The sequence below is a fragment of the Streptomyces sp. NPDC057939 genome (genome assembly GCF_042887545.1).
Classification (GTDB): Bacteria; Actinomycetota; Actinomycetes; order Streptomycetales; family Streptomycetaceae; genus Streptomyces.
This window is the reverse complement of record NZ_JBHVPG010000039.1, coordinates 40902-66861: the sequence shown is the minus strand read 5'-3', so window position 1 is coordinate 66861 and position 25960 is coordinate 40902. Positions and strand designations below refer to the sequence as shown.

Annotated in this window: 23 protein-coding genes; 14 read left to right on the top strand and 9 right to left on the bottom strand. The window is 73.8% G+C overall.

Going from position 1 to position 25960, the window contains the following annotated elements; translation table 11 throughout:
* Nucleotides 1-79: 79 nt before the first annotated feature.
* A complete protein-coding gene (locus ACFVS6_RS31375; RefSeq protein ID WP_389709208.1) occupies nucleotides 80-1201 on the bottom strand; it encodes a type ISP restriction/modification enzyme in 1122 nt (373 codons plus the stop codon).
* A gap of 160 nt (nucleotides 1202-1361) precedes the next feature.
* On the opposite strand from ACFVS6_RS31375, the gene ACFVS6_RS31370 reads away from it, so the two are divergent.
* Nucleotides 1362-1526: a hypothetical protein gene (locus ACFVS6_RS31370; RefSeq protein ID WP_389709168.1), complete on the top strand. Its 165-nt coding sequence runs from the start codon at nucleotides 1362-1364 to the stop codon at nucleotides 1524-1526.
* 57 nt (nucleotides 1527-1583) lie between these two features.
* Here the strand turns inward: ACFVS6_RS31370 and ACFVS6_RS31365 are convergent, their stop codons facing one another.
* Both ACFVS6_RS31365 and hmgA read right to left on the bottom strand, forming a co-directional pair.
* On the bottom strand, nucleotides 1584-2333 hold the full coding sequence (locus ACFVS6_RS31365; protein ID WP_389709166.1) for a GntR family transcriptional regulator: 750 nt from the start codon (nucleotides 2331-2333) through the stop codon (nucleotides 1584-1586).
* Nucleotides 2334-2471: 138 nt separating this feature from the next.
* Nucleotides 2472-3794: a homogentisate 1,2-dioxygenase gene (gene hmgA, locus ACFVS6_RS31360; protein ID WP_389709164.1), complete on the bottom strand. Its 1323-nt coding sequence runs from the start codon at nucleotides 3792-3794 to the stop codon at nucleotides 2472-2474.
* A gap of 149 nt (nucleotides 3795-3943) precedes the next feature.
* Here hmgA and ACFVS6_RS31355 point away from each other — a divergent pair, with 149 nt between their 5' ends.
* From ACFVS6_RS31355 to ACFVS6_RS31320, 8 genes are all read left to right on the top strand, one after another.
* Nucleotides 3944-6073, top strand: coding sequence for a right-handed parallel beta-helix repeat-containing protein (locus tag ACFVS6_RS31355; RefSeq protein ID WP_389709162.1), 2130 nt, complete (start codon nucleotides 3944-3946; stop codon nucleotides 6071-6073).
* Between the two features lie 154 nt (nucleotides 6074-6227).
* The gene (locus ACFVS6_RS31350; RefSeq protein WP_389709206.1) at nucleotides 6228-7097 is read left to right on the top strand and encodes a hypothetical protein; all 870 of its coding nucleotides are present in this window, start codon (nucleotides 6228-6230) and stop codon (nucleotides 7095-7097) included.
* Nucleotides 7094-8638 (top strand): hypothetical protein, encoded by a 1545-nt coding sequence (locus ACFVS6_RS31345; RefSeq protein WP_389709161.1) that lies wholly within the window; start codon nucleotides 7094-7096, stop codon nucleotides 8636-8638. Before ACFVS6_RS31350 ends, ACFVS6_RS31345 begins: the two co-directional genes overlap by 4 nt.
* Before the next feature lie 81 nt (nucleotides 8639-8719).
* Complete coding sequence (locus tag ACFVS6_RS31340; RefSeq protein WP_389709205.1) at nucleotides 8720-9340, top strand: TetR family transcriptional regulator; 621 nt, start codon at nucleotides 8720-8722, stop codon at nucleotides 9338-9340.
* Nucleotides 9341-9643: 303 nt separating this feature from the next.
* Nucleotides 9644-11971: a molybdopterin-dependent oxidoreductase gene (locus ACFVS6_RS31335; protein ID WP_389709159.1), complete on the top strand. Its 2328-nt coding sequence runs from the start codon at nucleotides 9644-9646 to the stop codon at nucleotides 11969-11971.
* A gap of 73 nt (nucleotides 11972-12044) precedes the next feature.
* The gene (locus tag ACFVS6_RS31330; protein WP_389709157.1) at nucleotides 12045-13568 is read left to right on the top strand and encodes a CitMHS family transporter; all 1524 of its coding nucleotides are present in this window, start codon (nucleotides 12045-12047) and stop codon (nucleotides 13566-13568) included.
* Between the two features lie 98 nt (nucleotides 13569-13666).
* Nucleotides 13667-15079, top strand: coding sequence for an aldehyde dehydrogenase family protein (locus ACFVS6_RS31325; RefSeq protein WP_389709155.1), 1413 nt, complete (start codon nucleotides 13667-13669; stop codon nucleotides 15077-15079).
* Nucleotides 15080-15102: 23 nt separating this feature from the next.
* Nucleotides 15103-16182 carry a zinc-binding dehydrogenase gene (locus ACFVS6_RS31320; RefSeq protein WP_389709154.1) on the top strand — a complete coding sequence of 360 codons (1080 nt, stop codon included), beginning with the start codon at nucleotides 15103-15105 and terminating at the stop codon, nucleotides 16180-16182.
* Nucleotides 16183-16448: 266 nt separating this feature from the next.
* On the opposite strand, the gene ACFVS6_RS31315 is transcribed toward ACFVS6_RS31320, so the two are convergent.
* Nucleotides 16449-17093: a TetR/AcrR family transcriptional regulator gene (locus ACFVS6_RS31315; protein ID WP_389709152.1), complete on the bottom strand. Its 645-nt coding sequence runs from the start codon at nucleotides 17091-17093 to the stop codon at nucleotides 16449-16451.
* Nucleotides 17094-17171: 78 nt separating this feature from the next.
* Between ACFVS6_RS31315 and ACFVS6_RS31310 the strand changes: the two genes are divergently transcribed.
* The 3 genes from ACFVS6_RS31310 to ACFVS6_RS31300 all read left to right on the top strand — a co-directional run bounded on the left by ACFVS6_RS31310 (nucleotide 17172) and on the right by ACFVS6_RS31300 (nucleotide 19468).
* Nucleotides 17172-18323, top strand: a complete 1152-nt coding sequence (locus ACFVS6_RS31310; RefSeq protein ID WP_389709150.1) for an acyl-CoA dehydrogenase family protein — start codon at nucleotides 17172-17174, stop codon at nucleotides 18321-18323.
* Nucleotides 18324-18382: 59 nt separating this feature from the next.
* Nucleotides 18383-18688: a YiaA/YiaB family inner membrane protein gene (locus ACFVS6_RS31305; protein ID WP_389709148.1), complete on the top strand. Its 306-nt coding sequence runs from the start codon at nucleotides 18383-18385 to the stop codon at nucleotides 18686-18688.
* Between the two features lie 132 nt (nucleotides 18689-18820).
* On the top strand, nucleotides 18821-19468 hold the full coding sequence (locus tag ACFVS6_RS31300; protein WP_389709146.1) for a TetR/AcrR family transcriptional regulator: 648 nt from the start codon (nucleotides 18821-18823) through the stop codon (nucleotides 19466-19468).
* Here ACFVS6_RS31300 and ACFVS6_RS31295 read toward each other — a convergent pair.
* Nucleotides 19459-19920: a MaoC family dehydratase gene (locus tag ACFVS6_RS31295; RefSeq protein ID WP_389709203.1), complete on the bottom strand. Its 462-nt coding sequence runs from the start codon at nucleotides 19918-19920 to the stop codon at nucleotides 19459-19461. The two genes, ACFVS6_RS31300 and ACFVS6_RS31295, sit on opposite strands and share 10 nt — an antisense overlap.
* Before the next feature lie 134 nt (nucleotides 19921-20054).
* On the opposite strand from ACFVS6_RS31295, the gene soxR reads away from it, so the two are divergent.
* Nucleotides 20055-20504, top strand: a complete 450-nt coding sequence (gene soxR / locus ACFVS6_RS31290) for a redox-sensitive transcriptional activator SoxR (RefSeq protein WP_389709144.1) — start codon at nucleotides 20055-20057, stop codon at nucleotides 20502-20504.
* 24 nt (nucleotides 20505-20528) lie between these two features.
* Here soxR and ACFVS6_RS31285 read toward each other — a convergent pair whose 3' ends face one another.
* From ACFVS6_RS31285 to ACFVS6_RS31270, 4 genes are all read right to left on the bottom strand, one after another.
* Nucleotides 20529-21365, bottom strand: a complete 837-nt coding sequence (locus tag ACFVS6_RS31285; protein WP_389709142.1) for a 3-keto-5-aminohexanoate cleavage protein — start codon at nucleotides 21363-21365, stop codon at nucleotides 20529-20531.
* Nucleotides 21362-21961, bottom strand: a complete 600-nt coding sequence (locus ACFVS6_RS31280; protein WP_389709140.1) for a hypothetical protein — start codon at nucleotides 21959-21961, stop codon at nucleotides 21362-21364. The genes ACFVS6_RS31285 and ACFVS6_RS31280 overlap by 4 nt, the downstream gene beginning before the upstream one ends.
* A 147-nt stretch (nucleotides 21962-22108) precedes the next feature.
* Nucleotides 22109-23464, bottom strand: a complete 1356-nt coding sequence (locus tag ACFVS6_RS31275; RefSeq protein ID WP_389709201.1) for a serine-threonine protein kinase — start codon at nucleotides 23462-23464, stop codon at nucleotides 22109-22111.
* A gap of 258 nt (nucleotides 23465-23722) precedes the next feature.
* The gene (locus tag ACFVS6_RS31270) at nucleotides 23723-24985 is read right to left on the bottom strand and encodes an exo-beta-N-acetylmuramidase NamZ domain-containing protein (protein ID WP_389709138.1); all 1263 of its coding nucleotides are present in this window, start codon (nucleotides 24983-24985) and stop codon (nucleotides 23723-23725) included.
* 198 nt (nucleotides 24986-25183) lie between these two features.
* On the opposite strand from ACFVS6_RS31270, the gene ACFVS6_RS31265 reads away from it, so the two are divergent.
* Nucleotides 25184-25957: an SDR family oxidoreductase gene (locus tag ACFVS6_RS31265; protein ID WP_389709136.1), complete on the top strand. Its 774-nt coding sequence runs from the start codon at nucleotides 25184-25186 to the stop codon at nucleotides 25955-25957.
* The last annotated feature ends 3 nt before the right edge of the window (nucleotides 25958-25960 follow it).

Here is a 25960-nt window from a genome sequence, read left to right as displayed (position 1 = left end):
CCCCGACCTGTCACCACGAAGGGGCCGCGGCCTCCGCGGTTCGCCCCCGTTCGTACCCGTACGCGAACGGAACGGGAGCTCAGAGCAGGGCGAACTGGCCGCCCGGGCCCTCCTCCTGGTGGTCCAGCACGGAAGCGGGCCGCCGGGCGGAGCGCGGCGGCGGCAACACCCCGCCGGCCACGAGTTCCGCGGCCGGCAGCAGCGGCCCCGGGGTGAACGCGGCCCGCTCCGGGGCGAGCTCGGCCAGCAGCGCCAGGGTCGTCACCAGGGCGAGCAGCTCCGAGGTCCAGGCCTGCGGCCACCGGGCGGGGCCCAGCGCGTCCAGCCCGTCCGCGTCCGGCGTCCGGTGCGCGCACCGGGCGGCGAACCACGCCTCCAGCACGCGGACCCCCTGGGCCTCGTACTCCCAGGCCTCGGCCGGCACGGGGGAGACGACGCCGTCCCCGAGGGTCAGAGTCTGCGTCTGCGGGTCGTACCCGAGGCCGTCCGGCCATCCCGTGACCGCCGCCCGGACGTACGGTCGCCGCCCGCCCGGCAGCCTCGGTGGCTCGCCGCCCCGCGCCCCGCGCAGCTGGACCGACAGCAGCCGGTGTCCCAGCTCCAGCCCGGCCCGCCAGCGCTCCGGATCGGCCGCGAGGGGAATCTCGTACCCCCGGGGCCCCGGGCGGCCCGCCGCGAGGATCCAGCACAGTACGTCCTCCGGGGTGACCCAGCCGCCGTGACGCTCGCCCAGCAGGGGCAGCAGACCCGGCGCGAGATTCGGCTCGGCGCCGCCCGGACGCCGGTGCAGCGGCCGGATCCGGCCGAGCCGGCCCGCCGGGAGGTGCGCCGTGACCAGCAGCTCCGGGGTCTCCACCGCGAACAGCTGGTAGCCGTCCCGGACCCGCCACAGCTCCGGCCGCGCCGCGTCGATGAGCCGCTGGTCGGGCAGCAGCCACTGCTCGTCGAAGGGGGCACGGAGCACCCGTACGGGTTCGGGGAAGGGGCCGGGCGCGTCGGCGAACCGTGCCGTCGCGGAACGCTGCCCCGGTAGCGCGGCGGCGCCGGAGGCGGTCGTACGGCTGCGGGACGGGCGGAACAGCCGCTCCCGCTCGGCCCCTTCGGCGCCCGTCAGGGCCGTCCAGCGGGCCCGCAACGTGGCCGCGTCGGGCGCCGCGATCCAGTCCCGGCCCAGGCGCAGGCCGCCCACGGCCCAGGGCATCAGATCGTCCAGCAGCGGGTTCGGCGGCGGTGTCTCAGCGCTCACCCGGCAGATGGTAGCGACGCCCCACGGGCCCGGGCCCCGTCCTGGCCGAAGCGTTACGCTCCTTATGGGGGTACATGCGGCATGTGTGCCCATCCGCATCGACGGAGGAGCGGCCATGAGTCAGTACGACGAGTACTCGACGCCTTCGCAGGCCGAGGGCGAGCGCCTCGACGAGGACATGGACGAGACCCAGCGCAAGCAGCGCCACCCGCAGACCGTGCGCACCACCCCCTCCCAGGCCGAGGGCGAGCGCACGGCGGACGACGACGACCGGAGGTGACGGCGGGGGCGACGGGGTCCCGGGCGCGTCCGGGGCCGGGGTTCGGGGGCCGGGGGTTCAGGGCGCGTCGACCGTGACCGTGAAGGAGAACCGGTCGCCCCGGTACCGGATGCGGGCCACGTCGGCCACCCGTCCGTCCTGGTCGTAGGTGACGCCCGTGTAGTGCAGGATCGGACTCAGCAGCGGCACCCCGAGCAACTCGGCCGTCACGGGGTCCGCCAGCCGCGCCTCGACCGTGTCCGTGATCCGGCTGATCCGGACGCCGACCACGTCGCGCAGCACCTTGGTCATCGGCCACCGCGCCAGGTCGGCCAGGTCCACCCGCTCGGCGAGGTCCGGGCGCACCGCGTTCTCCGCCCAGTTCGAGGGCTCGTCGTCCTCGCCGTCGTAGCGGAGCCTGCGGTACGTGACCACCTCCGGAGTGTCCGGGAAGTGTTCCAGCAGCTCCCCGGACACCGGGGTGCGCTCGTGGCCGAGGATCGTCGTCCGCTCGCCGGACTGCTGCGCCACGATCGCGTCCACCGAGCCCAGCAGCCGTACCGGGGCGCTGCGCCGCGCACCCGGCTCGATGAAGGTCCCGCGCCGCCGGTGCCGGCTGATCAGGCCCTCGCCCTCCAGCTCCTTGAGCGCCTGGCGCATCGTCAGGACGCTCACCCCGTAGTGCTCGGCGAGCTGTTCCTCGGTCGGCAGCCGCAGCGAGGCGTCCGGGGTGCGGCCGAGTATCGAGGCGCGCAGGGACTGCGACACCTGATACCAGAGCGGCAGCTTCCGGTTCAGTACGAGGGAGTCGGGAGCGAAGGCGGTCACGGGTGGTTCTCCGTACGGCTGGCTGGACGTCATGCGGTGCGCGGCGCGAGCGCGGGCGGGAGCGCGGGCGGTGCCGGGGGACCGGGCTCCCGCCCGTCGCCGCCCCGCCGCCCCCGCTCCTGCTCGCGCATGCGCATGTTAGGCCCGGAAGTGGCGTTCGAGACCCTGCCACACGTCGTCGTACGCACGCTGGAGGTGGTCCGCGTCGGCCGCCTGCGGGGTGGCGGTGATCGGCCAGCGGGTCTCGAACATGAAGGCCAGACCGTCGTCGATCTTCTGCGGCTTCAGCTCCGCGGCGCTCGCCCTGTCGAAGGTCTCCCGGTCCGGGCCGTGCGCCGACATCATGTTGTGCAGCGAGCCGCCGCCGGGGACGAAGCCCTCGGCCTTCGCGTCGTACGCGCCCTCGATCAGGCCCATGTACTCGCTCATCACGTTTCGGTGGAAGTACGGCGGTCGGAACGTGTCCTCGCCGACCAGCCAGCGCGGCGCGAACACCACGAAGTCCACGCCGGCGAGCCCGGGGGTGTCGGAGGGCGAGGTCAGCACGGTGAAGATCGACGGGTCCGGGTGGTCGTAGCTGATCGACCCGATGACGTTGAATCGGCGCAGGTCGTACACGTACGGGACGTGCGTGCCGTGCCAGGCCACCACGTCGAGCGGGGAGTGGTCGTACGTCGCGGACCAGAGGTTGCCGCAGAACTTGTTGATCACCTCGGTCGGGCGCTCGCTGTCCTCGTACGCCGCCACCGGGGCCCGGAAATCGCGCGCGGCGGCGAGGCCGTTGGCGCCGATCGGGCCCAGGTCGGGCAGCTCGAAGGGGCGGCCGTAGTTCTCGCAGACGTACCCGCGGGCGGGCCCGCCCGCGGAGTCCAGCGGTTCGACGCGGAACCGGACCCCGCGCGGGATCAGGGCCACCTCGCCGGGGCCGGCGCTCAGCAGGCCGAACTCGGTGCGCAGCAGCAGGCCGCCGCGCTCCGGGACGATCAGCAGCTCCCCGTCCGAGCTGCTGAACACCCGGTCCGTCATCGGGGCGTCGGCGGCGTAGAGGTGGATGGCCATGCCGCTGCGCTGGGCGGCGTCGCCGTTGCCGCCCAGGGTCCACAGACCGGCCAGGAAGTCGGTGCCGGGCGCCGGGTCGGGCAGCGGGTTCCAGCGCAGCCGGTTGGGGTCGGGGACCGCCTCGGTGAAGGGCGCCGTGCGCAGGGCGCCGTTGTCGACGCGGGCGAAGGACGGGTGCGCGGCGGACGGGCGGATCCGGTAGAGCCACGAGCGGCGGTTGTCGGCGCGCGGCTCGGTGAAGGCGCTGCCGCTGAGCTGCTCGGCGTAGAGGCCGAGGGGGGCGCGCTGGGGCGAGTTCCGGCCGTGCGGGAGAGCGCCGGGCACGGCCTCCGAGCTGTGCTCGTTTCCGAAGCCGGTGAGGTATTCCAGCGCCTCCGCCGTCTTCCTGGCCTGCTCACTCATGTGCTGCTCCCGCTCCGTCGAAGGAATCCTATGCCTGACAGTAGGATTCCGCGACCCCGCCGTCAACGCCCCCTCGCCCGAACAGGGGGTCGGACGGATTCCCGCAGAGGGGGATCCGAAAAGATGAACATTGCTCTACTCTCTCGCGCATGTCGTGGACCCGCAGGTTCCCTGCCGTGCCGGCGGCGCTCCTCGCCGCCCTCCTCGCCTTCCTGTCCCTCCTCGTCGCCGCGCCCGCCGCCCGCGCGCACGAGGAGCGCCCCGTCACCTTCCCCGACGGCACCGGATCCGTTCCGCAGTACCGTTCCGCCGAGCCCGACCTGCTCGTCTGCAAGACCGACCGGGCCGCCTTCGAACGCCGCACGGCCGGCTTCCCCGACGCCCTGCGGCAACGCAACCTGGCCCTGTACGAACGGTGCGAGAAGAGCGGCTACCGCCACCTCCAGGAAGCCGTCGACGCCGTCGACCGCCCCGGCATGAACATCGCGATCCTCCCCGGCCTCTACGAGGAGGAGCCCTCGCTCCCGAAACCGACGGGGGAGTGCGCCACCCTCAAGGCCCCCAACTCCTCCTTCGGCTACCAGATCCTGTCCTACGAGCAGCAGGCCCGGTGCCGCCACAACCAGAACCTCGTCGCGATCCTCGGCAAGACCGACCTGCAGATCGAGGGCACGGGCGCCTCCCGCACGGACGTCGTCATCGACGCCAAGTACCAGAAGCTGAACGGCCTGCGCGCCGACCGCTCCAACGGCATCTACTTCCGCAACTTCACCGCGCAGCGCACCACCTTCAACTCGCTGTACGTCCTCGCGGGCGACGGCTTCGTCATCGACGACGTCCTGACCCGCTGGAACGACGAGTACGGCTTCCTGACCTTCGCCAGCGACCACGGCCTCTACAAGAACTGCGAGTCGTACGGCAACGGGGACTCCGGCATCTACCCCGGCAGCGCCTCCAACATCAACGACGGCCGCGGCTACGACGTCCCCCGCTACTCCATAGAGATCACCGGCTGCCGCAGCCACCACAACATGGTCGGCTACTCCGGCACCGCCGGGGACTCCGTCTGGGTCCACGACAACGAGTTCGACCAGAACATGGGCGGCGCCTCGATGGACAGCGCCTTCCCCGGTCACCCCGGCCTCCCGCAGAACCACGCCCGGTTCGAACGGAACCTGATCCACGACAACAACCAGGACTACTACCGCCACGTCGCCGACGGCACCTGCGCCAAACCGCCCGCCGAACGCGGCTACGAGCAGGGCGTGGTCTGCCCGCAGATCTCCATGCCTCCCGGCACCGGCATCATCACCGCCGGCGGCAACTGGAACCTGTACGAGGACAACTGGGTGTACGGGCACAAGCGCGCGGGCTTCTTCCTCAGCGCCGCCCCCGCCTTCATCCGCGGCGAGGAGGAGTGGTCCAAGCAGACCGACACCTCCCACCACAACCGGTACGCCGGCAACGTCCTCGGCAAGGACAAGTCCGGCGCCTCCCGCCCCAACGGCACGGACGTGTGGTGGGACGGCCAGGGCAGGGGCAACTGCTGGCAGGACGGACCCGACGGCTCCACCCCGGCCACCCTCCCGCAGTGCGGAGCCGCCCGCGGCGAGGTCGACGGAGCCTCGGCCCGGCTGGTCGGCGAACCGGTGAAGCTCGCCCAACTGCTCGTCTGCGCCGACTACAACGTCCAGGCGCGCAAACTCCCGGCGGGCTGCGACTGGTACGGGGCCCGCGGCCTGGAGCGCGTCGAGACCCAGCTCGCGCTGGGAGTGGCCGCCGTCCTGCTGCTGGTCGGCGGGGTGCTGTGGCGGCGTCGGCTGGCCGGCTCCCGACTGGGCTCGGCAGCCTCCCTGCTGGGCTTCGCCGGGCTGGCCCTGGACGTCGCCGGATCCACGATGCCCCTCGTGGACACCTTCGTCCCCGCGCTCGCCCTGCTGCTCCTGGGCCTTTGGTGGACGGGCGCCGGACTGGTCCTGCGCGCGGAGCGCCCCTGGCTGGCGCGCCTGACCCTGCTCCTGGGTGCCCTGACCCTGCTCGACGCGTTCGACAAGGCCGTCCTGATGATCCCCTGGACCCCGCTGAGCCCCGCCTGGGTGCGGGCCCTGGTCGCCGTGGTGTGGGTGCTGTGGGCCGCCGTCGCCTCGGCCCGCCCGGGCCCGCCCACCCCGGCCCGGCCCGCGGGCCCGGGCGACGACCCGGAGGGCGACCGGGCCCCGACCCCGACGACCCCGCCCCCACCCCTCACCACGACAACCGCCCCGACCCCGACCCCGTGACCGCCGGACGGACCCCTCCGCCCCGAACGGGCGGCAGCGGCTCGCGTCCCGTGCGCGGGGCGGGCGGAGGGAAGACCGATACGACCCGTACCAGGACCGGAGGTCCGCAGTGAGCGTCCGCCCCGAAGACCGCGTCCGGTGCGACGCGTGCGGGATACCCGCCCGCGTCGCCCGGCCGCCCCGCCGGGCCACCCGTGTCGCCGCGCTGGTGGCCGTCCTCCTGCTGCTCGCGGGCGGCGCGGTCGCGGGATGCGGGGGGCGGGCCACGACCCACCACAAGCCCGGCACCACCCACGAGGAGGCGTCCGGCGGAGCCGGAACCCTCCTGGAGGCCCAGGACGGTACGGGTCACCGCCTGCGCGAGGTCCCCGCCGAGGGCGCGCCGGAGGTCGGGCTCACCGCACGCCCCGACTCCGAGGACGGCTGGAACCTCCAACTGGCCGTGAAGAACTTCCGCTTCACCCCCGACAGCACCGGCGGCGGCGCCCTCCCGGGCGCCGGCCACGCCCACCTCGAACTCGACGGCCGCAAACTGGCCCGGGTGTACGGCCCCTGGTTCCACCTGCCCGCGGCGCAGGTGCCGCAGGGCCCGCACACCCTGACCGTCCGCCTGTACGCCGACGACCACACCGCCTGGGCCGTCGCCGGCAAGGCGATCCGGGCGACCGTCCCGCTGACCGCTGCCCCCGGGGGCAGCACCGACCACAGCCACCCGGCCGGCACCCCGAGCGGCGCCGCCACACCCTCCGGGGCCCCGCAGGCGGACCGGACCGTCACGCTCGCGGTCCGGGACGGCAAGGTGCACCCCGCACCCGACCGCACCGAGCTCAAGCGCGGCGAGAGCGTTGCCCTGCGCGTCACCAGCGACCGTGCCGACACCCTCCACGTCCATGGCTACGACAAGGAACTCGCCCTCCCCGCGGGCCAGGAGGCGACCCTGGTCCTGACGGTCGACCGCACGGGCCTCTTCGAGGTCGAGACCCACACCTCCGGCCTGCTCCTGACCCAGCTCCTCGTCCGATGAACCCCGGCACCACCGGCACCGGCACGGGCGCCATTGCCATCGGCCCCGGTCCCGGCGCGACAACGCCCGGCCGGTTCACCTCCGGCGTCGGCCGGCCGGGCGGCGGCCCGGCCACGTGGCCCGATCGGTTCGCCGCGGGCGACCCCACCGGAGCGCCCATCGGGATTCCCGCCGGATCCGGTACCGGCCCCGGCGTGAGCCCGGTCGGCTGGTCCGGCCAGGGCGTGGTCCCTCACCCGGCCGACCCGTCGACCCTGCTGGCGCACGGGATCGGGTCCCAGCACGACCTGCCCATCTCCCCCTTCTACGCCTTCGCCGGGGCCTTCACCGCCCTGTTCGTCTCCTTCCTGGCACTCGGCCTGCTCTGGTCCGTGTCCCGCTTCCGCGGCGACCGCTCCGGTCTCGCCGTGCCCGCCGGGCTCCAGCGGGTGGCCGACGCGCCGGCCACCCGCCTCGCCCTGCGCGGACTCGGCCTCGCCGCAGCCCTCGCCGTGCTCCTCCACCTCCTCCTCGGTCCCGACGACCCCGCCCGCAACCCCGCGCCGGGGGCCGTCTACGTCCTGTTCTGGGTCGGTCTCGTGCCCGCCTCCCTCCTCCTCGGTCCCGTCTGGCGCCTGCTCAACCCGCTGCGCACCCTGCACCTCCTCCTCGCCCGGCTCCGGGCCCGGCTCCGGGGCCGCCCGCCCGGCCCCGGGCGCCCCCTGCCCGCCCGGCTGGGCCAATGGCCCGCCGCCGCGGGCCTGTTCGGCTTCACCTGGCTGGAGCTGGTCGCCCCCGATCCCGCATCCACCACCACCCTCCTCGTCGCCCTCACCGGCTACGCGACCGTCCACCTGCTGTTCGCCGCCCGCCACGGCGAGCGCTGGTTCACCGACGCGGACGCCTTCGAGGCCTACTCCGGCCTGCTGGCCCGCCTCGCCGTCCTCGGCCGCCGCGGCGACGGCCGCCTGGTCCTGCGCAACCCCTTCCACGGACTCGACGCGACGCCCGAGCGGCCCGGACTCGTCGCCACCGTCTGCGTCCTCCTCGGTTCCACCGCCTACGACGGCTACAGCGACAACCCCTCCTGGATCAACGCCGTTCAGACCTCCCCCCTCGGCCGCACCGCCACGGCCACCCTCGGACTGCTCGCTTCCGTCGCTCTCGTCGCCACCCTCTACTGCCTGTGCGCGGCGGTCACCCGCCTCGTCGCCGGCCCTCACCCCGGCCCGCTGACCGCCTTCGCGCACTCACTCGTGCCGATCGCCCTCGGCTATCTCATCGCTCACTACTTCTCCCTCCTCGTCACCGAAGGACCACGCACAGTGAGCATCGCATTCGGCACTGACAACGGCTCCGATCCCAGTCCCCCCTTGGATCCCGGCGGGCTCGCCGCCCTCCAGGTCATCGCCGTCATCACCGGACACGTACTCGGAGTGATCGCCGCCCACGACCGCTCCGTACGGCTCTTCCCGCCCGCCAAGGCCGTCGCGGGCCAACTCCCGCTGCTCGCGCTGATGATCGCGTACACCGTCGGCGGGCTCGCCCTCCTGCTCAACTGACCGCACGGGGGAGCGGAGGCATTGCACGCGATCCGCGAAGGCGGGGCCGGAACGCTGGACCGAGGAGCCGGGAGCGGCATGATGGACCCCGTGCCTCCCGCCCATCCCCTGCGCCGGACCCCCGTCCAGCAACGCAGCGCCGACCGCCTCGTGCGGATCCTCGACGCCTGCGCCGAGCTGCTCGACGAGACGGGCTACGAGAACCTCAGCACCCGGGCCGTCGCCCTGCGGGCCGGGGTGCCCATCGGCTCGGTCTACCGCTTCTTCGGCAACAAGCGGGCCATGGCCGTCGCCCTGGCCCACCGCAATCTCGACCGCTACGCCGACGGCATCCAGCGGCGCCTCGCCGAACTGCCCGCCGGACGGTGGCAGCCGGCGGTCGACGCGGTGCTGGACGAGTACCTGGCCATGAAGCGCAGCGTTCCCGGGTTCGCCCTGGTCGACTTCGGCGTGCCCGCGCCGCCCGCCGACGGCCCGGCCTCGGACCCCAACCACCAGGTCGCCGCCCGGCTCACCGAACTGCTCTGCGCACACCTCGGACTGACCCCCGACGACGGCCTCCGCCGGGCGGTCCTGGTCGCCGTCGAGGCGACCGACGCACTGATTCAACTCGCCTTCCGGGCCGACCCGGCCGGAGACCCCGGCATCGTCGCCGAAACCCGGGCGATGATGCGGGCCTACCTGGCGCGCGTCCTCGACTGATCCGGCCCGCCCCCGGCGTTCCCCGCGCCGCCGTCGAGCCGGGACCCCTGCCCCAGGCCTCCGAACCCGGAACTCGGCCCGGGGGCCCCGCTCCGGCAGGCCTCCAGTGCCCCGACCCGAGTCGTCCCCCCGTCCGGCGGCACCTCCCCGCCGTTCCTATCCCTCCCGTTCCAACCCGTCGCCGCAGACCCCTCCCACCCGTCCCTACCGGTCGGTATGCTCGGGGTCGCCCGCAGTCCGGCCGCCCCGTGGCCGGGTCCGGCCCGTGTCCGCGCCGCAGCCTGCCGCCTCCCAGGAGCGCCCATGCCTCGCACCGCCCCGCGCATCTGCCCGCTCTGCGAAGCCACCTGCGGCCTCACCCTCACGATCGAGGGCACCGAGGTGACGGGAGCCCGCGGCGACCGCGACGACGTCTTCAGTCGAGGCTTCATCTGCCCCAAGGGCGCCGCCTTCGGTGCGCTCGACACCGACCCGGACCGGCTGCGCGCACCCCTCGTCCGCCGCGACGGACAGCTGAGGGAGGCCACCTGGGAGGAGGCCTACGACGCCATCGCCGCCGCGGTGCCCGCACTCGTCGCGGAACACGGACCCCGGTCCGTCGGCGTCGTCCTCGGAAACCCCAACGTCCACACCATGGCCGGAGCCCTCTACCCGCCGCTCCTCATCAACGCCCTCGGCACCCGGAACCTGTTCACGGCCAGCACCCTCGACCAGATGCCCAAGCACGTTTCCAGCGGCCTCCTGTTCGGCGACCCCTTCGCCATCCCCGTCCCGGACCTCGACCGCACGGACTTCCTCCTCGTACTCGGCGCCAATCCGGTCGAATCCAACGGATCGCTCTGTACCGCCCCCGACTTCCCCGGCCGCCTCAAGGCACTTCGGGCCCGCGGCGGCACACTCGTGGTCGTCGACCCGCGCCGTACGCGCACCGCCCGGCTGGCCGACCGTCACCTCGCCCCGCGCCCCGGCAGCGACGCCCTGTTGTTGGCCGCCCTCGCCCACACCCTGATCACGGAGAAGCTCGCGGATCCCGGTCCGCTCGCCGAACACGTCGAGGGACTCCGGGAACTCGGGGACGCGCTCGCGAGTTTCACCCCTGAGGCCGTCGCCCCCGCCTGCGACCTTCCGGCCGCCGAGATCCGCGCCCTCGCCCGCGACCTCGCGGCCGCGCCGACCGCCGCCGTCTACGGGCGGATCGGCAGCTGCACCGTCGAGCACGGCACCCTCGCCAGTTGGCTGGTCGACGTACTGAACATCCTCACCGGCAACCTCGACCGTCCGGGCGGCGCCCTCTTCCCGCTCGCCGCGGCCGGCCCGCGGCCCCGCCCCGCCGGGCCGGGTCGGGGGTTCGCCCTCGGTCGCTGGCACAGCCGGGTCAGCGGCCACCCCGAGGTGAAGAGCGAGCTGCCCAGCGCCGCGTTGGCGGAGGAGATCGATACGCCCGGCGAAGGGCGCATCCGCGCCCTGATCTGCGTCGCGGCCAACCCGGTGCTGTCCGCGCCCGACGGCCGTCGGCTCGACACCGCCCTCGCCGGACTCGACTTCATGGTCAGCGTCGACCCGTACCTCAACGAGACCTCGCGCCACGCCCACGTCGTCCTGCCCCCGCCGCCGCCCTCCCGGAGCGCGCACCACGACTTCGCCTTCAACGGCTTCGCCGTCCACAACCAGGTCCGCTACACGCGCCCGGCCGTCCCCCTCGAAGCGGACCGGCTCGACGAGTGCGAGATCCATGCCCGCCTCGTCCTCGCCGTGTCGGGCATGCACGGCGCCGCCGAACCCTCCGCCGTGGACGAGCTCGCCATCCGGACCACCCTCGCCAAGGAGACCTCCGACCGACACTCCCCGCTGCACGGAGCCGACCCCGAACACCTCGCAGGTCTCCTCACCGGCGAGAACGGCCCCGAACGACGACTCGACCTGATGCTCCGACTCGGCCCGTACGGGGACCGCTTCGGGGCGCCCGAAACCGGACCGGCCGACGCCGTACCCGGCCACGCCGTGCCGGCCGACGCCCCGGCCGGCCCCGGCGCGCCGGACCGCGGCTTCGGCGTGACGGCGCACGAGGCCGGGCTCAACCTCGAACGGCTCCTCGCCCACCCGCACGGCATCGACCTCGGCCCGCTGCGGCCACGCCTTCCGGGCGTGCTCAGGACCCGCAGCGGCAGGATCGAGCTGCTCCCGGACCCGATCGCGGCCGAGCTCCCCAGGCTCCGCGCGGCGCTCGCCGAACGCCCCGCCGCCCTGGTGCTCGTGGGCCGCCGCCACCTGCGGTCCAACAACAGCTGGTTGCACAACGTCCCGGCCCTCGTCGGAGGTTCCAACCGCTGCACGCTTCAGGTCCACCCGCAGGACGCCGCGCGCCACGGCCTCACCGACGGCGGTCGCGCCCGGATCAGCGCGGACGGCGGCAGCCTGGACGTACCCGTCGAGGTCACCGACACCGTCCGCGCGGGAGTCGTCAGCCTCCCGCACGGCTGGGGACACGACCGGTCCGGCACCCGGCTGTCGGTGGCCGCCGCCGATCCCGGAGCCAACGTGAACCAGCTGCTCGACGGCACCCGGCTGGACCCCCTGTCGGGCACAGCGGTGCTCAACGCCTTCCCCGTCCAGCTGGCGCCCCTGCCCTGAGCTGGGGTTTTGCTCGTATTGCTCACGCGCGGACATCTTGTTGGGCGTAGCGGGGGGCACCTACGTTCCCTGCATGCTGACCTTCCTCGGCTTCGCCATGATCGCGACCTTCCTGGTCCTGATCATGCTGAAGAAAATGTCGCCCATCGCGGCGCTCGTGCTCATCCCCGCGCTCTTCTGCGTGTTCGCCGGCAAGGGCGCGCATCTCGGGGACTACGTCATCGACGGGGTCGGCAAGCTCGCGCCGACCGCCGCGATGCTGATGTTCGCCATCGTCTACTTCGGCCTGATGATCGACGTCGGCCTCTTCGACCCGATCGTGCGCGGCATCCTGCGCTTCTGCAAGGCCGACCCGATGCGGGTGGTGGTGGGCACGGCCGTGCTCGCCGCCATCGTGTCGCTCGACGGCGACGGTTCGACCACGTTCATGATCACTGTTTCGGCCATGTACCCGCTGTACAAGCGGCTCGGCCTGAGCCTGGTGGTCATGACCGGCGTCGCGGCCACCGCCAACGGAGTCATGAACACCCTTCCCTGGGGCGGCCCCACGGCCCGCGCGGCCACGGCGCTCAAGCTCGACGCCGCCGACATCTTCGTCCCGATGATCCCCGCCCTCGCCGTCGGTCTGCTCTTCGTCTTCGCCCTGGCCTACGTCCTGGGCGTGAAGGAACGCCGCCGGGTCGGTTCCCTGGTGATGCCCGGCGAAGAAGGCGCGGGGCAGGCGGAGGAAGTCACCACGGACGCCATGGTCGGGTCCGGTGCGCGTACCGGCGGTGGCGAGACCGACTCCGGGGCCCGCTCCACCCTCCCGGCCTCCGGTGACGCAGGCGGCGAGCACGGTCCCGGATCCACCGGCTCCACCGCGACCGCCACGACCATGACCACCGAAGCGCCCCCCGGGCCCGCCCGCCCCACCGGAACCGACGCGAGCGACACCTCGCCGGACGCGGACGGATTCCAGGGACTCGACCCCCACCGCCCGACGCTGCGCCCCCGCCTCTACTGGTTCAACGCGGGACTGACGGTCGCCCTGCTGACGGCCATGATCATGGAGCTGCTGCCGATCCCGGTGCTCTTCCTGCTCGGCGCCGCCCTCGCGCTCACCGTGAACTTCCCGCACATGCCCGACCAGAAGGCCCGGATCGCCGCGCACGCCGAGAACGTGCTGAACGTGGCGGGCATGGTCTTCGCCGCCGCCGTCTTCACCGGGGTGCTCACCGGCACCGGCATGGTCAAGGACATGGCCGACTGGCTGGTCGGGGCCATCCCCGAGGGCATGGGACCGCACATGGCCCTGGTCACCGGACTGCTCAGCCTGCCCCTCACGTACTTCATGTCGAACGACGGCTTCTACTTCGGCGTCCTGCCGGTACTCGCCGAAGCGGGCGCCGCCCACGGGGTGTCCCCGCTGGAGATCGCCCGCGCGTCCCTGGTCGGCCAGGCCCTCCACATGTCCAGCCCGCTGGTTCCCGCCGTCTACGTGCTCGTCGGCATGGCCAAGGTCGAGTTCGGCGACCACACCCGCTTCACCGTGAAGTGGGCGGCCCTCACCTCTCTCGTGGTGCTCGCGGCGGGGATGCTTTTCGGCATCATCTGATCCGGGCCACCCCTGGCGCCCGGAAAACTACCGACGCTAGTTTGTAGGGTGTTGGTGACGTCAGGTCTACGCGCTCGTGCGTGCTCGGGAGGAATGCCATGAAGGCCCACGACGGGATGTACATCGGCGGGGCGTGGGTGCCCGCTGCCGGCGCCGGCCGGATCGAGGTCGTCAACCCGGCGGACGAGCAGGTCATCGCCGAGGTTCCGGCCGGCAGCGCCGAGGACGTGGACGCGGCCGTACGGGCCGCCCGCGCGGCGTTCCCCGGCTGGTCGGCCACGGCCCCGGCCGACCGGGCGGCCCTGATCGGCGCACTGCGTGACGTACTGGCCGCCCGGAAGGGCGAGATCGCCGAGACGATCACCGCCGAGCTCGGTTCCCCGCTCGGCTTCGCGGAAGCGGTGCACGTCGGGTCACCGATCGCGGTGGCCGGCTCGTACGCCGAGCTGGGGGCCTCGTACGGCTTCGAGGAGCGGATCGGCAACTCCACCGTGCTGCTGGAGCCGGTCGGCGTCGTCGGGGCGATCACGCCCTGGAACTACCCGCTGCACCAGGTCGTTGCCAAGGTGGCACCCGCACTCGCCGCCGGCTGCACCGTCGTCCTCAAGCCCGCCGAGGACACCCCGCTGACCGCACAGCTCTTCGCCGAAGCCGTGCACGAGGCGGGCATCCCGGCCGGGGTCTTCAACCTGGTGACCGGTACCGGTCCGGTCGCCGGGCAGGCCCTCGCCGAGCACGAAGGGGTGGACCTCGTCTCCTTCACCGGCTCGACCGCCGTCGGCAAGAAGATCGGGGCGATAGCCGGTGCCGCCATCAAGCGCGTCGCCCTCGAACTGGGCGGCAAATCGGCCAATGTCATCCTGCCCGGGGCGGACCTCACCAAGGCGGTCGCGGTGGGCGTCGGCCACGTCATGAACAACTCCGGTCAGAGCTGCAACGCCCTCACGCGCATGCTCGTCCACCGGGACCAGTACGAGGAGGCCGTCACCCTCGCGGCCGCCGCCGTCGCCAAGTACCCCTCCGGCGACCCCCGCGACCCGGGCACCCGCCTCGGCCCGGTCGTCAACGCCACCCAGCGCGACCGCGTCCGCGCGTACATCGCCAAGGGCGTCGAGGAGGGCGCGCGCCTCGTCGCGGGCGGCCTCGACAGCCCCCACGAGCAGGGGTACTTCATCACCCCGACGGTCTTCGCGGACGTCACCCCCGGGATGACCATCGCCCAGGAGGAGATCTTCGGACCCGTGCTGGCGATCCTCCCCTACGAGGACGAGGACGACGCCCTGCGCATCGCCAACGGCACCGTCTACGGCCTGGGCGGCGCGGTGTGGGCCGCCGACGAGGAGACGGCCGTGGCGTTCGCCCGGCGCATGGACACCGGACAGGTGGACATCAACGGGGGCCGCTTCAACGTGCGCGCGCCCTTCGGTGGGTACAAGCAGTCGGGTGTCGGCCGCGAGCTGGGCCCGCACGGCCTGGGGGAGTACCTCCAGACCAAGTCCCTGCAGTTCTGACCGCCCGAGACGGAGAAAAGATCATGGTCCGCGCCGCCGTCCTGCCCGCCGTCGGAGCCCCGCTGGAGATACGGGAGATCGTGCTTCCCGAGCCCGGACCCGGCCAGGTCCGGGTGCGGCTCGCCGCAGCCGGCGTCTGCCACTCCGACCTCTCCCTCACCAACGGCACCATGCGGGTGCCCGTTCCGGCCGTCCTCGGGCACGAGGGCGCGGGAACGGTCCTCGCCGTCGGCGAGGGCGTCACCCACGTCGCCCCGGGAGACGGGGTGGTCCTCAACTGGGCCCCGTCCTGCGGGGAGTGCCACCACTGCCTGATCGGCGAGGTCTGGCTCTGCGCCAAGGCGCTGACGGGTGTCGGGGCCGTTCACGCCCATGACGCCGAGGGGAACGAGCTGCACCCCGGGCTCAACGTCGCCGCCTTCGCCGAGGAGACCGTCGTCGCGGCGAACTGCGTGCTGCCGGCGCCCGCCGGGATCCCGCTCACCGAGGCCGCCCTGCTCGGTTGCGCCGTCCTCACCGGCTACGGCGCCGTCCACCACAGCGCGCAGGTCTTCCCGGGCGAGTCGGTGGTCGTGTTCGGGGTCGGCGGGGTCGGCCTGGCCGCGCTCCAGGCGGCCCGGATCGGCCAGGCGGGGCCGATCGTCGCCGTGGACGTCTCGCCGGCCAAGGAGGAACTCGCCCGGGCCGCCGGAGCCACCGAGTTCGTGCTCGCCTCGGACACCACGGCCAAGGAGGTCCGCGCGGTCACCGGCGGACGGGGCGCGGACGTCGCCATCGAGTGCGTGGGCCGCGCGGAGTCCATCCGCGCCGCCTGGGATTCGACGCGGCGGGGCGGCCGGACGACGGTCGTCGGGATCGGCGGCAAGGAACAGCAGGTCACCTTCCACGCGCTGGAGATCTTCCACTTCGCGCGCACCCTCAGCGGCTGCGTCTACGGCAACAGCGACCCCGCCCGCGACCTGCCGGTGATCGCCGACCACGTCCGTGCCGGCCGCCTCGACCTGGGCAGCCTCGTCACCGACCGCATCACCCTCGACGGCATCCCGGCCGCGTTCGACGCGATGCTCGCGGGCAAGGGGGGCCGCTCGCTGGTCGTCTTCTGACCCGCACGCGACCGGGCCGTTACGTGGTACGGGCCGTTGCATGGTCCGGGCCGTTGCGCGGTCCGGACCCGCACATGGTCCGGACTCCTGCGCGGTCAGGATCCGCACACGGTCGGGCCCTGACGCACCCCATGGCCCGCGCCCGGCCCGCGTCCGGCCCGCGCCCGGCCCGGCCCGCGCCCGGCCCCTGCCCGTCCGGCCACACGGTCCGTGCCCAAACCCCGCCCCGACCCCGCCCTCCCGACCCCGCCCGGCGGGGGCGGGGGTCAGTCGGGGTCGGCCGGGAGGGCTTCGAACTGGAGGGTCAGGCCGTCCAGGAGGGCGGCCAGGCCGGTCTCGAAGGCGCCGTCGTCGACCTCGCGGTGCCGTTCCGCCAGGAGGTGGGCCTGGCCCAGGTGGGGGTAGTCCGCCGGGTCGTAGGCCGTCTCGTCGTCGACGAACCCGCCGGCGAAGGAGGCCACCGCCGAGCCCAGGATGAAGTACCGCATCAGCGCGCCGATCCGGGTCGCGTGCGCCGGGGGCCACCCGGCCTCGGTCATCGCGCCGAACACCGAATCCGCCAGCCGCAGTCCCGCCGGGCGCCGGCCCGGCCCCCGGGCCAGGACCGGCACGATGTTCGGATGGTCCGACAGGGCGTCGCGGTACGAGTGCGCCCAGGCGTGCAGGGCCCGCCGCCAGTCCCGGCAGTCCTCGAACATCGACAGGTCGACCCGCGCGCTCACCGCGTCCGCGACCGCCTCCAGGATCTCGTCCTTCGTACGGAAGTGGTTGTACAGGGACGGCCCGCTGACCCCGAGCGCGGCGGCGAGCCTGCGAGTCGACACCGCCTCCAGACCCTCCGAGTCCACCAGCGCACCCGCCGCCTCGACGATGCGGGCTCGGCTGAGGAGGGGCTTGCGCGGTCTGGCCATGCGCCACATAGTAGGGCCTGCCCGCCATAAACTACCGGTGCTAGTTAAAGGCCGGTCGAGACGTCCCGGAGGTGCCCGGTGAACCTGGAGCCGAGCGAGGAGCAGAGCGCCGTACGCCGGCTGGCCCGCGCGTTCACCGATCGCGAGATCGTCCCGTACGCCGCGGCCTGGGACCGCGCCGAGAGCGTGGACCGGGGCATCGTGAAGAAGCTCGGCGACCTCGGGTTCCTCGGTCTGACGGTGCCCGAGGAGTACGGGGGATCCGGCGGGGACCACATGTCCTACGTCCTGGTCACCGAGGAGCTCGGACGCGGCGACTCCGCCGTGCGCGGCATCGTGTCCGTCTCCCTCGGCCTCGTCGCCAAGACCATCGCGGCCTGGGGTGACGAGGAACAGAAGCGCGACTGGCTGCCCCGTCTGTGCTCCGGCGACGCCCTGGGCTGCTTCGGCCTGACCGAGCCCGGTACCGGCTCCGACGCGGGCAACCTCACCACCCGGGCCGTGCGCGAGGGGGACTCGTACGTCATCGGCGGCAGCAAGATGTTCATCACGAACGGCACCTGGGCCGACGTCGTGCTCCTCTTCGCCCGCACCAACGACACCCCCGGCCACCGCGGGATCTCCGCCTTCCTGGTGCCCGCCGACGCCCCCGGGCTCACCCGGCGCGAGGTCCACGGCAAGCTGGGCCTGCGCGGCCAGGCCACCGCCGAACTCGTCCTCGACGGCGTCCGCGTGCCCGCCTCCGCCATGCTCGGCCCCGAGGGCAAGGGCTTCTCCGTCGCGATGTCCGCCCTGGCCAAGGGCCGCATGTCGGTCGCCGCGGGCTGCGTCGGCATCGCCCAGGCGGCGCTGGAGGCGGCCGTCTCGTACGCCGCCGGGCGCGAGCAGTTCGGCAGGCCGATCGCCCACCACCAGCTCGTCCAGGAGCTCATCGCCGACATCTCGGTGGACGTCGACGCCGCGCGGCTGCTGACCTGGCGGGTCGCCGACCTCATCGACCGCGGACAGCCCTTCGCCACCGAATCCTCCACCGCCAAGCTCTTCGCCTCGGAAGCCGCCGTGCGCGCCGCCGGCAACGCCCTCCAGGTGCACGGCGGCTACGGCTACATCGACGAGTACCCCGTCGGCAAACTGCTGCGCGACGCCCGCGTGATGACGCTCTACGAGGGCACCAGCCAGATCCAGAAGCTGCTGATCGGCCGCGCCCGCACGGGGGTCTCCGCTTTCTGAGTATCCGGCTGAGTACGTGCGCCCATGTGCGCCCGGCCGCCGCGGCCGATGCTGGACCCATGAACGAGACACCGGTCAAGCAGCAGAACACGGGGGCCTATTACGGCCAGGCCGTCGCCTCCTTCGGCGTGGCCATCGCCGCCGTGGCGCTGGGGATCTACAACATGGACGCCGACGGCTGGGTCCGCGCCTTCCTCGGCATCGCGGTGCTCTACCTGACCACCTCGGCGTTCACCCTCGCCAAGGTGATCAGGGACCGTCAGGAGGTGACTCAGATCGTCACCCGCGTCGACCAGGCCCGGATGGAGAAGATCATGACGGGCTACGACCCCTTCGCGCCGAAGCCCCCCACCCGGGACCGCTGAGCGCGCGTCCCGGTGCTCCCCGGGACGCGCCCCACCGGTACGACCCGATCACCCCGCCCGCCCGGAGCGCTAAGCGCTTGCTCACCCTCCGGTAGGGTGTTCCTTCCTACAAGCGGAAGAGGTGGACGGGCCATGGAGAGCGCGGCGGAAACCGGCGGATACCAGCCGTGGTCGGAGGTCACCCCCGACGCCGCGCGGCGGCTGCTCGTCGCCGCCGTCGAGGCCTTCGCCGAGCGGGGCTACCACGCGACCACCACCCGGGACATCGCCGGCCGGGCCGGGATGAGTCCGGCCGCGCTCTACATCCACTACAAGACCAAGGAAGAACTGCTCCACCGCATCAGTCGCATCGGTCACGACAAGGCGCTGGAGATCCTGGAAACCGCCGCCTCCGGTCCGGGCACCGCCGCCGATCGGCTCGACGGCGCCGTCCGCTCCTTCGTGGGGTGGCACGCGGCGCACCACACCACCGCGCGCGTGGTCCAGTACGAGCTCGACGCCCTCGCGCCGGAGCACCGCTCCGAGATCGTCGCCCTGCGCCGGCAGACCGACGCGGCCGTGCGGCGCATCCTCGCCGACGGCGTGCGGGCGGGGGAGTTCGCGGTCCCGGACGTCGCGGGCACCACCCTTGCCGTGCTGTCGCTGTGCATCGACGTGGCCCGCTGGTTCAGCGCCGCCGGCCCGCGCACGCCTGACGAGGTCGGCGCGCTCTACGCCGACCTCGTGCTCCGCATGGTGGGCGCGACGCCCGCCCGGGCGTCCGCCCCCGCTCAGAAGTAGTAGCGGGACACCGACTCCGCCACGCACACCGGCTTCTCGGCGCCCTCGCGCTCCACGGTCACCGTCGCCGCCACCTGCACTCCTTCGCCGACCTCGGTGACCGAGGTGATCAGCGCGGTGGCGCGCAGCCGCGAACCGACGGGCACGGGAGCGGGGAAGCGCACCTTGTCCACGCCGTAGTTGATGCCCATCCGCATGCCCTCGACCATCATGATCTGCGGCACCAGGCTCGGCAGCAGCGACAGGGTCAGGTAGCCGTGCGCGATCGTCGAGCCGAACGGCCCGGAAGCCGCCCGTTCGGGGTCGACGTGGATCCACTGGTGGTCACCGGTCGCGTCGGCGAACAGGTCGATCCGCTTCTGGTCCACCTCCAGCCATCCGCTCGGGCCGAGCGGCTCGCCGATTCCGGCGCGCAGTTCCTCGGCGGATGTGAAGATCCTCGGTCCGGCCATGCCCTGCCCCTGTCTGTCGACGTCCACGCACGCTTTCCCGTGCGTCCACCTGCCCGCCCGGTCGAATAAGCGCTTGCTCAGCATGCTGCGCCGCGTGTGTGAATGTCAACGGACCTCCGGCTAGGCTCGGCCGGGTGCCGCAGATTCCCGAGAAGATCCACGAACTCACCGTCGGTCAGCTGTCCATGCGCAGCGGAGTCGCCGTCTCGGCGCTCCACTTCTACGAGACCAAGGGCCTGATCAGCAGTCGGCGCACCTCCGGCAACCAGCGCCGCTACAGCCGTGACGCGCTGCGCCGGGTCGCGTTCGTGCGCGCCGCGCAGCGCGTGGGCATCCCGCTCGCCGACATCGGCGAGGCGCTGTCCCGACTGCCGGAAGGGCGCACGCCGAACCGCGAGGACTGGGCGCTCCTGTCGGAGGCCTGGCGTTCCGAACTCGACCAGCGCATCGAGCAACTCAGCGACCTGCGGGACCGTTTGACGGACTGCATCGGCTGCGGCTGCCTGTCCATGAAGACCTGCGCGCTGTCGAACCCGGACGACGTCTTCGGCGACCGCATGACCGGCTCCAGGCTCGCGTACTGACACCGCCCCCACCCGGGCCGGGCCTCAACGCCCGGCCCCACCGGCGGGCGCGGACTCCCGCACCCCCGCCGGAGCGGCTCCGGCGGTGATCTCCACGGCGGCCGCCACCAGTTCGGCGTTCGACCCGGCGGGCCGGCCGTCCGGCAGGTGGAGAACCTCTCCTACGCCGATCCGCGCACCGGCACCGCACCGGGAGGCCAGCCGCAGTACGGGCCATGCCGCGCCCTCCCTCCCGTACAGCACGACGGGCACGGGAGGCAGCCACCGCAGCCCCGCCACCAGGGCGGGATCGGCCCGTGCCAGCTCCGCCACCAGCCGCACCCGCCGGTGGTCGGTCGGGGCCCAGGCCAGGAACCGGGCCAGTGGCTCCGGCCCGGCCCCACCGCCCAGCGGCACCACCGCGTCGACCGCCACCCCGCGCGTCAGCAGCGCGGAGCCCAGCTCGCCGGCGTCGGCCTCCGCGAAGGACACCGTCGCCCGGTCCGGCAGCACCACCCAGTCCCGCACCCGCTTCCGGCGCCCCGCCGGATCCGGCTCCGCCGCGATGGAGGCGGGCACCGCCAGGGGTACGCGGACCCCCGCGCCGCGCAGCTCCTCCAGCAGGGGCCCGACCACCCGGGGCGAGAGGCTCTCCCGACCGCACGGGGTCCGCGGGTGCACCAGTACCTCGCCGGCCCCGGCGGCGACCGCGGCCAGTGCCGCCTCCGCGAGGGCCCGCGGGGACATCGGTACGGCCGTCCCGTCGGCGGCGTCCCGCGAACCGTTGAGCCCGACCTGGAGCAGAGCGCCCCGGCCGCCCGACCCCGCGCGCCACCCCGACCCCGCCACCGACGCCCTGCCCGTGCCGCCCGTGCCGCTCATGCCGCGTCCGCCGCGGTCGGATGCACCACCGCCGCGTAGGCGAGGGCCGGTCTGGGAACCACGATTCCGCAGCCCCCGCACACCGGCCCGTCGCACGCCCACGCCCCGCCCCAGTCGCCGTGCCCGGCCTGCGCGGCCGGCCAGCGCAACTCCTCCTCGCCGCACACCGGACACGAGGTGCCCGGTTCCGACTCCAGCACCGTCACCAGCCGCCGCAGCACCTCGGCCAGCGTCCCCTCCGGCCGGACCCACGGGTCGGCGCAGCGCACCACCGCGTCCCCGTTGGCGCCCCAGGCCCACTCCGGCCGGCGCACCCCGTCGTGCTTCTCACGTCTGCGTCGCGCCGCGAACTGCCGCTCGTACTCCAACCAGACCGCCCGCGCCTCTTCCAGTTCCTCCAGCGCCGCGACCAGCCTCAGCGGGTCGGCACCCCGGTCCTCGGGGGCGATCCCGTGCCGGTCGCACAGGTGCCACCACGTCGCGCGGTGCCCGTACGGGGCGAACCGTTCCAGGCAGCGGCGCAGCGAATGGCGCCGCAGGGCCCGGTCGTTGCGCGCGTCGCGCACCTGATAGGCCAGACTTCGAAAACCCGCCATCGCACCTTCACCTCCGCCGTCCCCCCACACCCGTGCCCGTGCCACTCCGTCGAACGAAGCAGCCCGCCCCGACGTGCCCAACATGCCCGCCGGGATGTGGGCGCATGCGGGGGCGGTCGAGGCGTGTGGGTGGCACATGGCCGGAATTCAGCGCCCCATGCGCCCCGCGGACACCACGAGCCGGGCCAGTTCCTCGTGGCAGATGTCACTGTGCGCCCCCGACGGAGCCCCGCCCCGGCGGACCACGGAGCCCGCGTCGACGCTGACGCAGCCGGTCCGAGGCAGTCCGTCGCGCAGCGCGGCGGCGAGGTCCAGCCGGGGCGCGCCCGGCACGGCCCGCACCCCGTCGTGCCCGATCGCGCCCCACCGCTCGTCGAAACCGAGGAGTCCGGCCGAATCCCCCGCCATCCGGGAGGCCAGCGGATAGAACACCCCGAGCGAGGAATCGTGCGCGGAGTGGCAGGCCACCAGGGGCCCGTCGACCCGGCGCTGGAGCCCGCGCAGCGCCCCGCCGCGACTCGGGTCGTGCGGGAGCCGCTCGCTGAAGGCGTAGTGGGAGAAGGCCCCTTGGAGCAGCGTGACCGACTTCAGGTTCCGTGCCCCGTCGGGCAGGGCCCGCAGCGCGAAGGACACCACGCGACCGCCGAAGCTGTGGCCGATGAGGTGGACCCGCAGGGCGGGCCGGCGTCCCGCCAGGTCCGCCAGGACCGGTCCGAGTCCGAGTTCGCCGACCACCCCGGCCCGTTTCTTCATCTCGTAGTACGTAGCCTGCCGCAGCAGTTCCTTGGCCCCGTTCCACAGGGTCCGCAGCCCGCCCCCGAGCGCCAGGCCCGGCGCCCCGCCAGGTGCGGACGCCGCGCCCGTGTCGGCGTCCCGTCCGCCTCCCACCTGCTCCAGCGCGTGCGCGAGGGTCCGGCAGACCGCCAGCACGTCCTCGGCGAAAATGGCCGGTACGTCGTACCGCGCGGCCGCCGCCGCGGCACCCGCCCGGGCCGGCTCCGGCGCGGGCATCGGGCCGAGCAGGTTGACGGGCGTGCCGACCCGGTCCGCCCGCAGCAGTTCCCGTACCAGCGCGCCGAACTCGACGAGGGCCGCCGCGGAGTCCGGGCGCTCCTCCAACAGCTCCGCGATCCGTCCGAGTTCCGCCTCGCGACCCGGCCAGAACTCCCGGAGGGCCCGCCGCGTACCGGGGTCCAACGCCGCCGCGGAGCCCGCCGGGGCCGCCGCGCCGCGTGCCTCGAAATCGGGTATCGGCTCGTCGGAGAACCGGATCGAGGGCCAGACGACGCCCACGTACCCGAGCCGCACCCCCGTCCCCACCAGCTCGGGGAAGGGGGCGAAGAACCGGTCGTAGAGCCGGGTCGCGGTCGAGCGGTCGCTGTTCCAGCCGTGTGCGAAGACCAGCAGGTCCGTGGCCTCGATGCGGGCCAACGTCTCCCGGGTCGCCGGGTCCACGTCGCCCTGCGCGTCGAACGTCAGCTCCCGGTACGGGCCGACGCCGATCCCCGCCGCGACCGCGGCCCCGCCGACCGCCGCGACGCCGGTCGATGCCCGGCCCCCGAACCCGAATCCGGTCAAGCCCCCCGCCCGGGCCCTGAGCGGCAGCTTCGCCCCGCCCCCCGCGCCCCCGGATCCGCCCGGCCGTACACCCGCCATGAGGTCCCCCCTCCGCGCCGCGCCTGTGCTGCTTGCAGCATCCCGCCGCGCGGCCCGCCCGACCAGCCCCGCGACGACCCGGATCGGGGGCGGACCGCCCGGCGGTCAGGGGTAGAGCAGGTACTTCTCCCGTACCGCCGCGAAGCGCGCCAGTCCGGACGACCAATCGTCCACGATCTCCGACACCCCGGCCCCGGCGTCCACCATCGTGCGCACCCGGTCCGAACCCGTCAGCCGGTCGATCCAGTGGTCGGAACGCCAGGCGAATCCGGACCACACCCGGCGCGCGGTGACCAGCAGCCCGATCCCGGTCCGCACCGGATCGAAGGCGTCCCGGTCGTGCACGATCAGCCGGACCCCGCCGCAGACCTTCCCGGAGTGCTTGGAGAAGGACGGGGTGAACCAGGTCTCCCGGAACCACACCCCGGGCAGCCGCAGGCCGTTCGCCGCCTCGGCCCACCGCCGGTCGACGCCCTCCGCGCCCACCACCTCGAAGGGGGTGGTGGTGCCCCGGCCCTCCGACAGGTTGGTCCCCTCGAACAGGCAGGTCCCCGCGTACGCCAGCGCCGTGTCCGGGGTCGGCACGTTCGGGCTCGGCGGCACCCAGGGCAGCCCGGTCGCCCCGAAGAACGAATCCCGGCGCCACCCGGCCATCCGTACCGTCAGCAGTCGCACCGGCCCCTGCGGGAAGGCCGTGCCCCGGAGGAACTCGCCGTTGAACAGCAGAGCCAGCTCGGCCGCGGTCATCCCGTGCGCCAGCGCGATCGGCTCCCGGCCGACGAAGCTCGCGTACGGCCGCTCCAGCACCGGGCCGGCCGCCCGCCGCCCGCCGACCGGGTTCGGCCGGTCCAGCACCACCACCGACTTGCCCGCGAGGGCGGCCGCGCGCATGCAGTCGTAGAGCGTCCAGACGTAGGTGTAGAACCGCGCCCCGACGTCCTGGATGTCGAAGACGACGGTGTCGACGCCCGCCTTGGTGAACAGGTCCGCGAGCTGCTGCCCGCTGGTGGCGTACGTGTCGTACACGGGCAGCCCGGTCGCGGGATCGCGCCCCGCCCCCTCCGAGCCGCCGGCCTGCGCCGTGCCGCGGAAGCCGTGCTCCGGCCCGAACACCGCGACCAGGTCGACCCGTTCGTCCTCGTGCAGCACGTCGACCAGGTGACGGGCGTCCGCGGTGATCCCGGTGGGGTTGGTGACCACCCCGACCCGCTGCCCGGCCAGCGCCGCGTACCCGTCGGCGGCGAGCTGTTCGAACCCGGTACGGACCCGCTCCGACCGGGGGCCGGTTGCCGCGGCGGCCTCCGAGCCCGTCCCCAGGGCCCCTACGGCCCCCGCCAGTCCCAGCACCCCGCGTCGTGACAGCGTCATCCCGCCACGCTAGGCCCTCCCTTTCGGATCCCGCCCGACCCACGCCGTCCGGTGTCGCGCCCGAGCGCGTCGTGGGGATCGCCTGAGTGCGCCGCCCGACCCGCACCGGAACGACCCAATGGGCGCCGTACCCTTCCGGCCGGGCATACCGACTGGTTAGTCTGCCCGGAACCGGCCCCCCCGGGGCAGCGACGAAAGGTGACCCCCGTGAGCGCGTACCAGGATCAGCGAGTCGTCGTCACCGGCGCGGGCGGCGGCATCGGCGCGGCACTCGCGCACCGGTTCGCCGCCGAGGGGGCGACCGTCGTCGTCAACGACCTCGACCCCGCCAAGGCCGCCTCCGTGGCGGGCGCGATCGGCTCCCGGGCCATCGCCGTGCCCGGCGACGCCTCGACGGTGGTGGCCGAGGCCCGGGAGGCCCTGGGCGGCGCCGTGGACGTCTACTGCGCGAACGCCGGTCTCGCCTCGGGCGGGGACGCCTTCGCGGACGAAGCCGTCTGGGAGGCCGCCTGGGACACCAACGTCATGGCCCACGTGCGCGCCGCGCGGACCCTGCTGCCCGACTGGCTGGAGCGGGGCGGCGGCCGTTTCGTGTCCACCGTCTCGGCCGCCGGGCTGCTGACCATGATCGGAGCGGCGCCGTACAGTGTCACCAAGCACGGCGCCCTCGCCTTCGCGGAATGGCTCTCGCTGACCTACCGCCACCGGGGCGTTCGGGTCCACGCCATCTGCCCGCAAGGGGTGCGCACCGACATGCTGACGGCCGCCGGATCGGCGGGCGAGCTGGTCCTGGCGCCGACCGCGATCGAGCCCGACGCGGTCGTGGAGGCACTGTTCGACGGTATGGAGAAGGGCCGGTTCTTGATCCTCCCGCACCCCGAGGTGGCGGACTACTACGCCGCGCGCGCCACGGAACCCGACCGCTGGCTGAACGGCATGAACCACCTCCAGCAGAAGTGGGAGTCCTCGTGACCC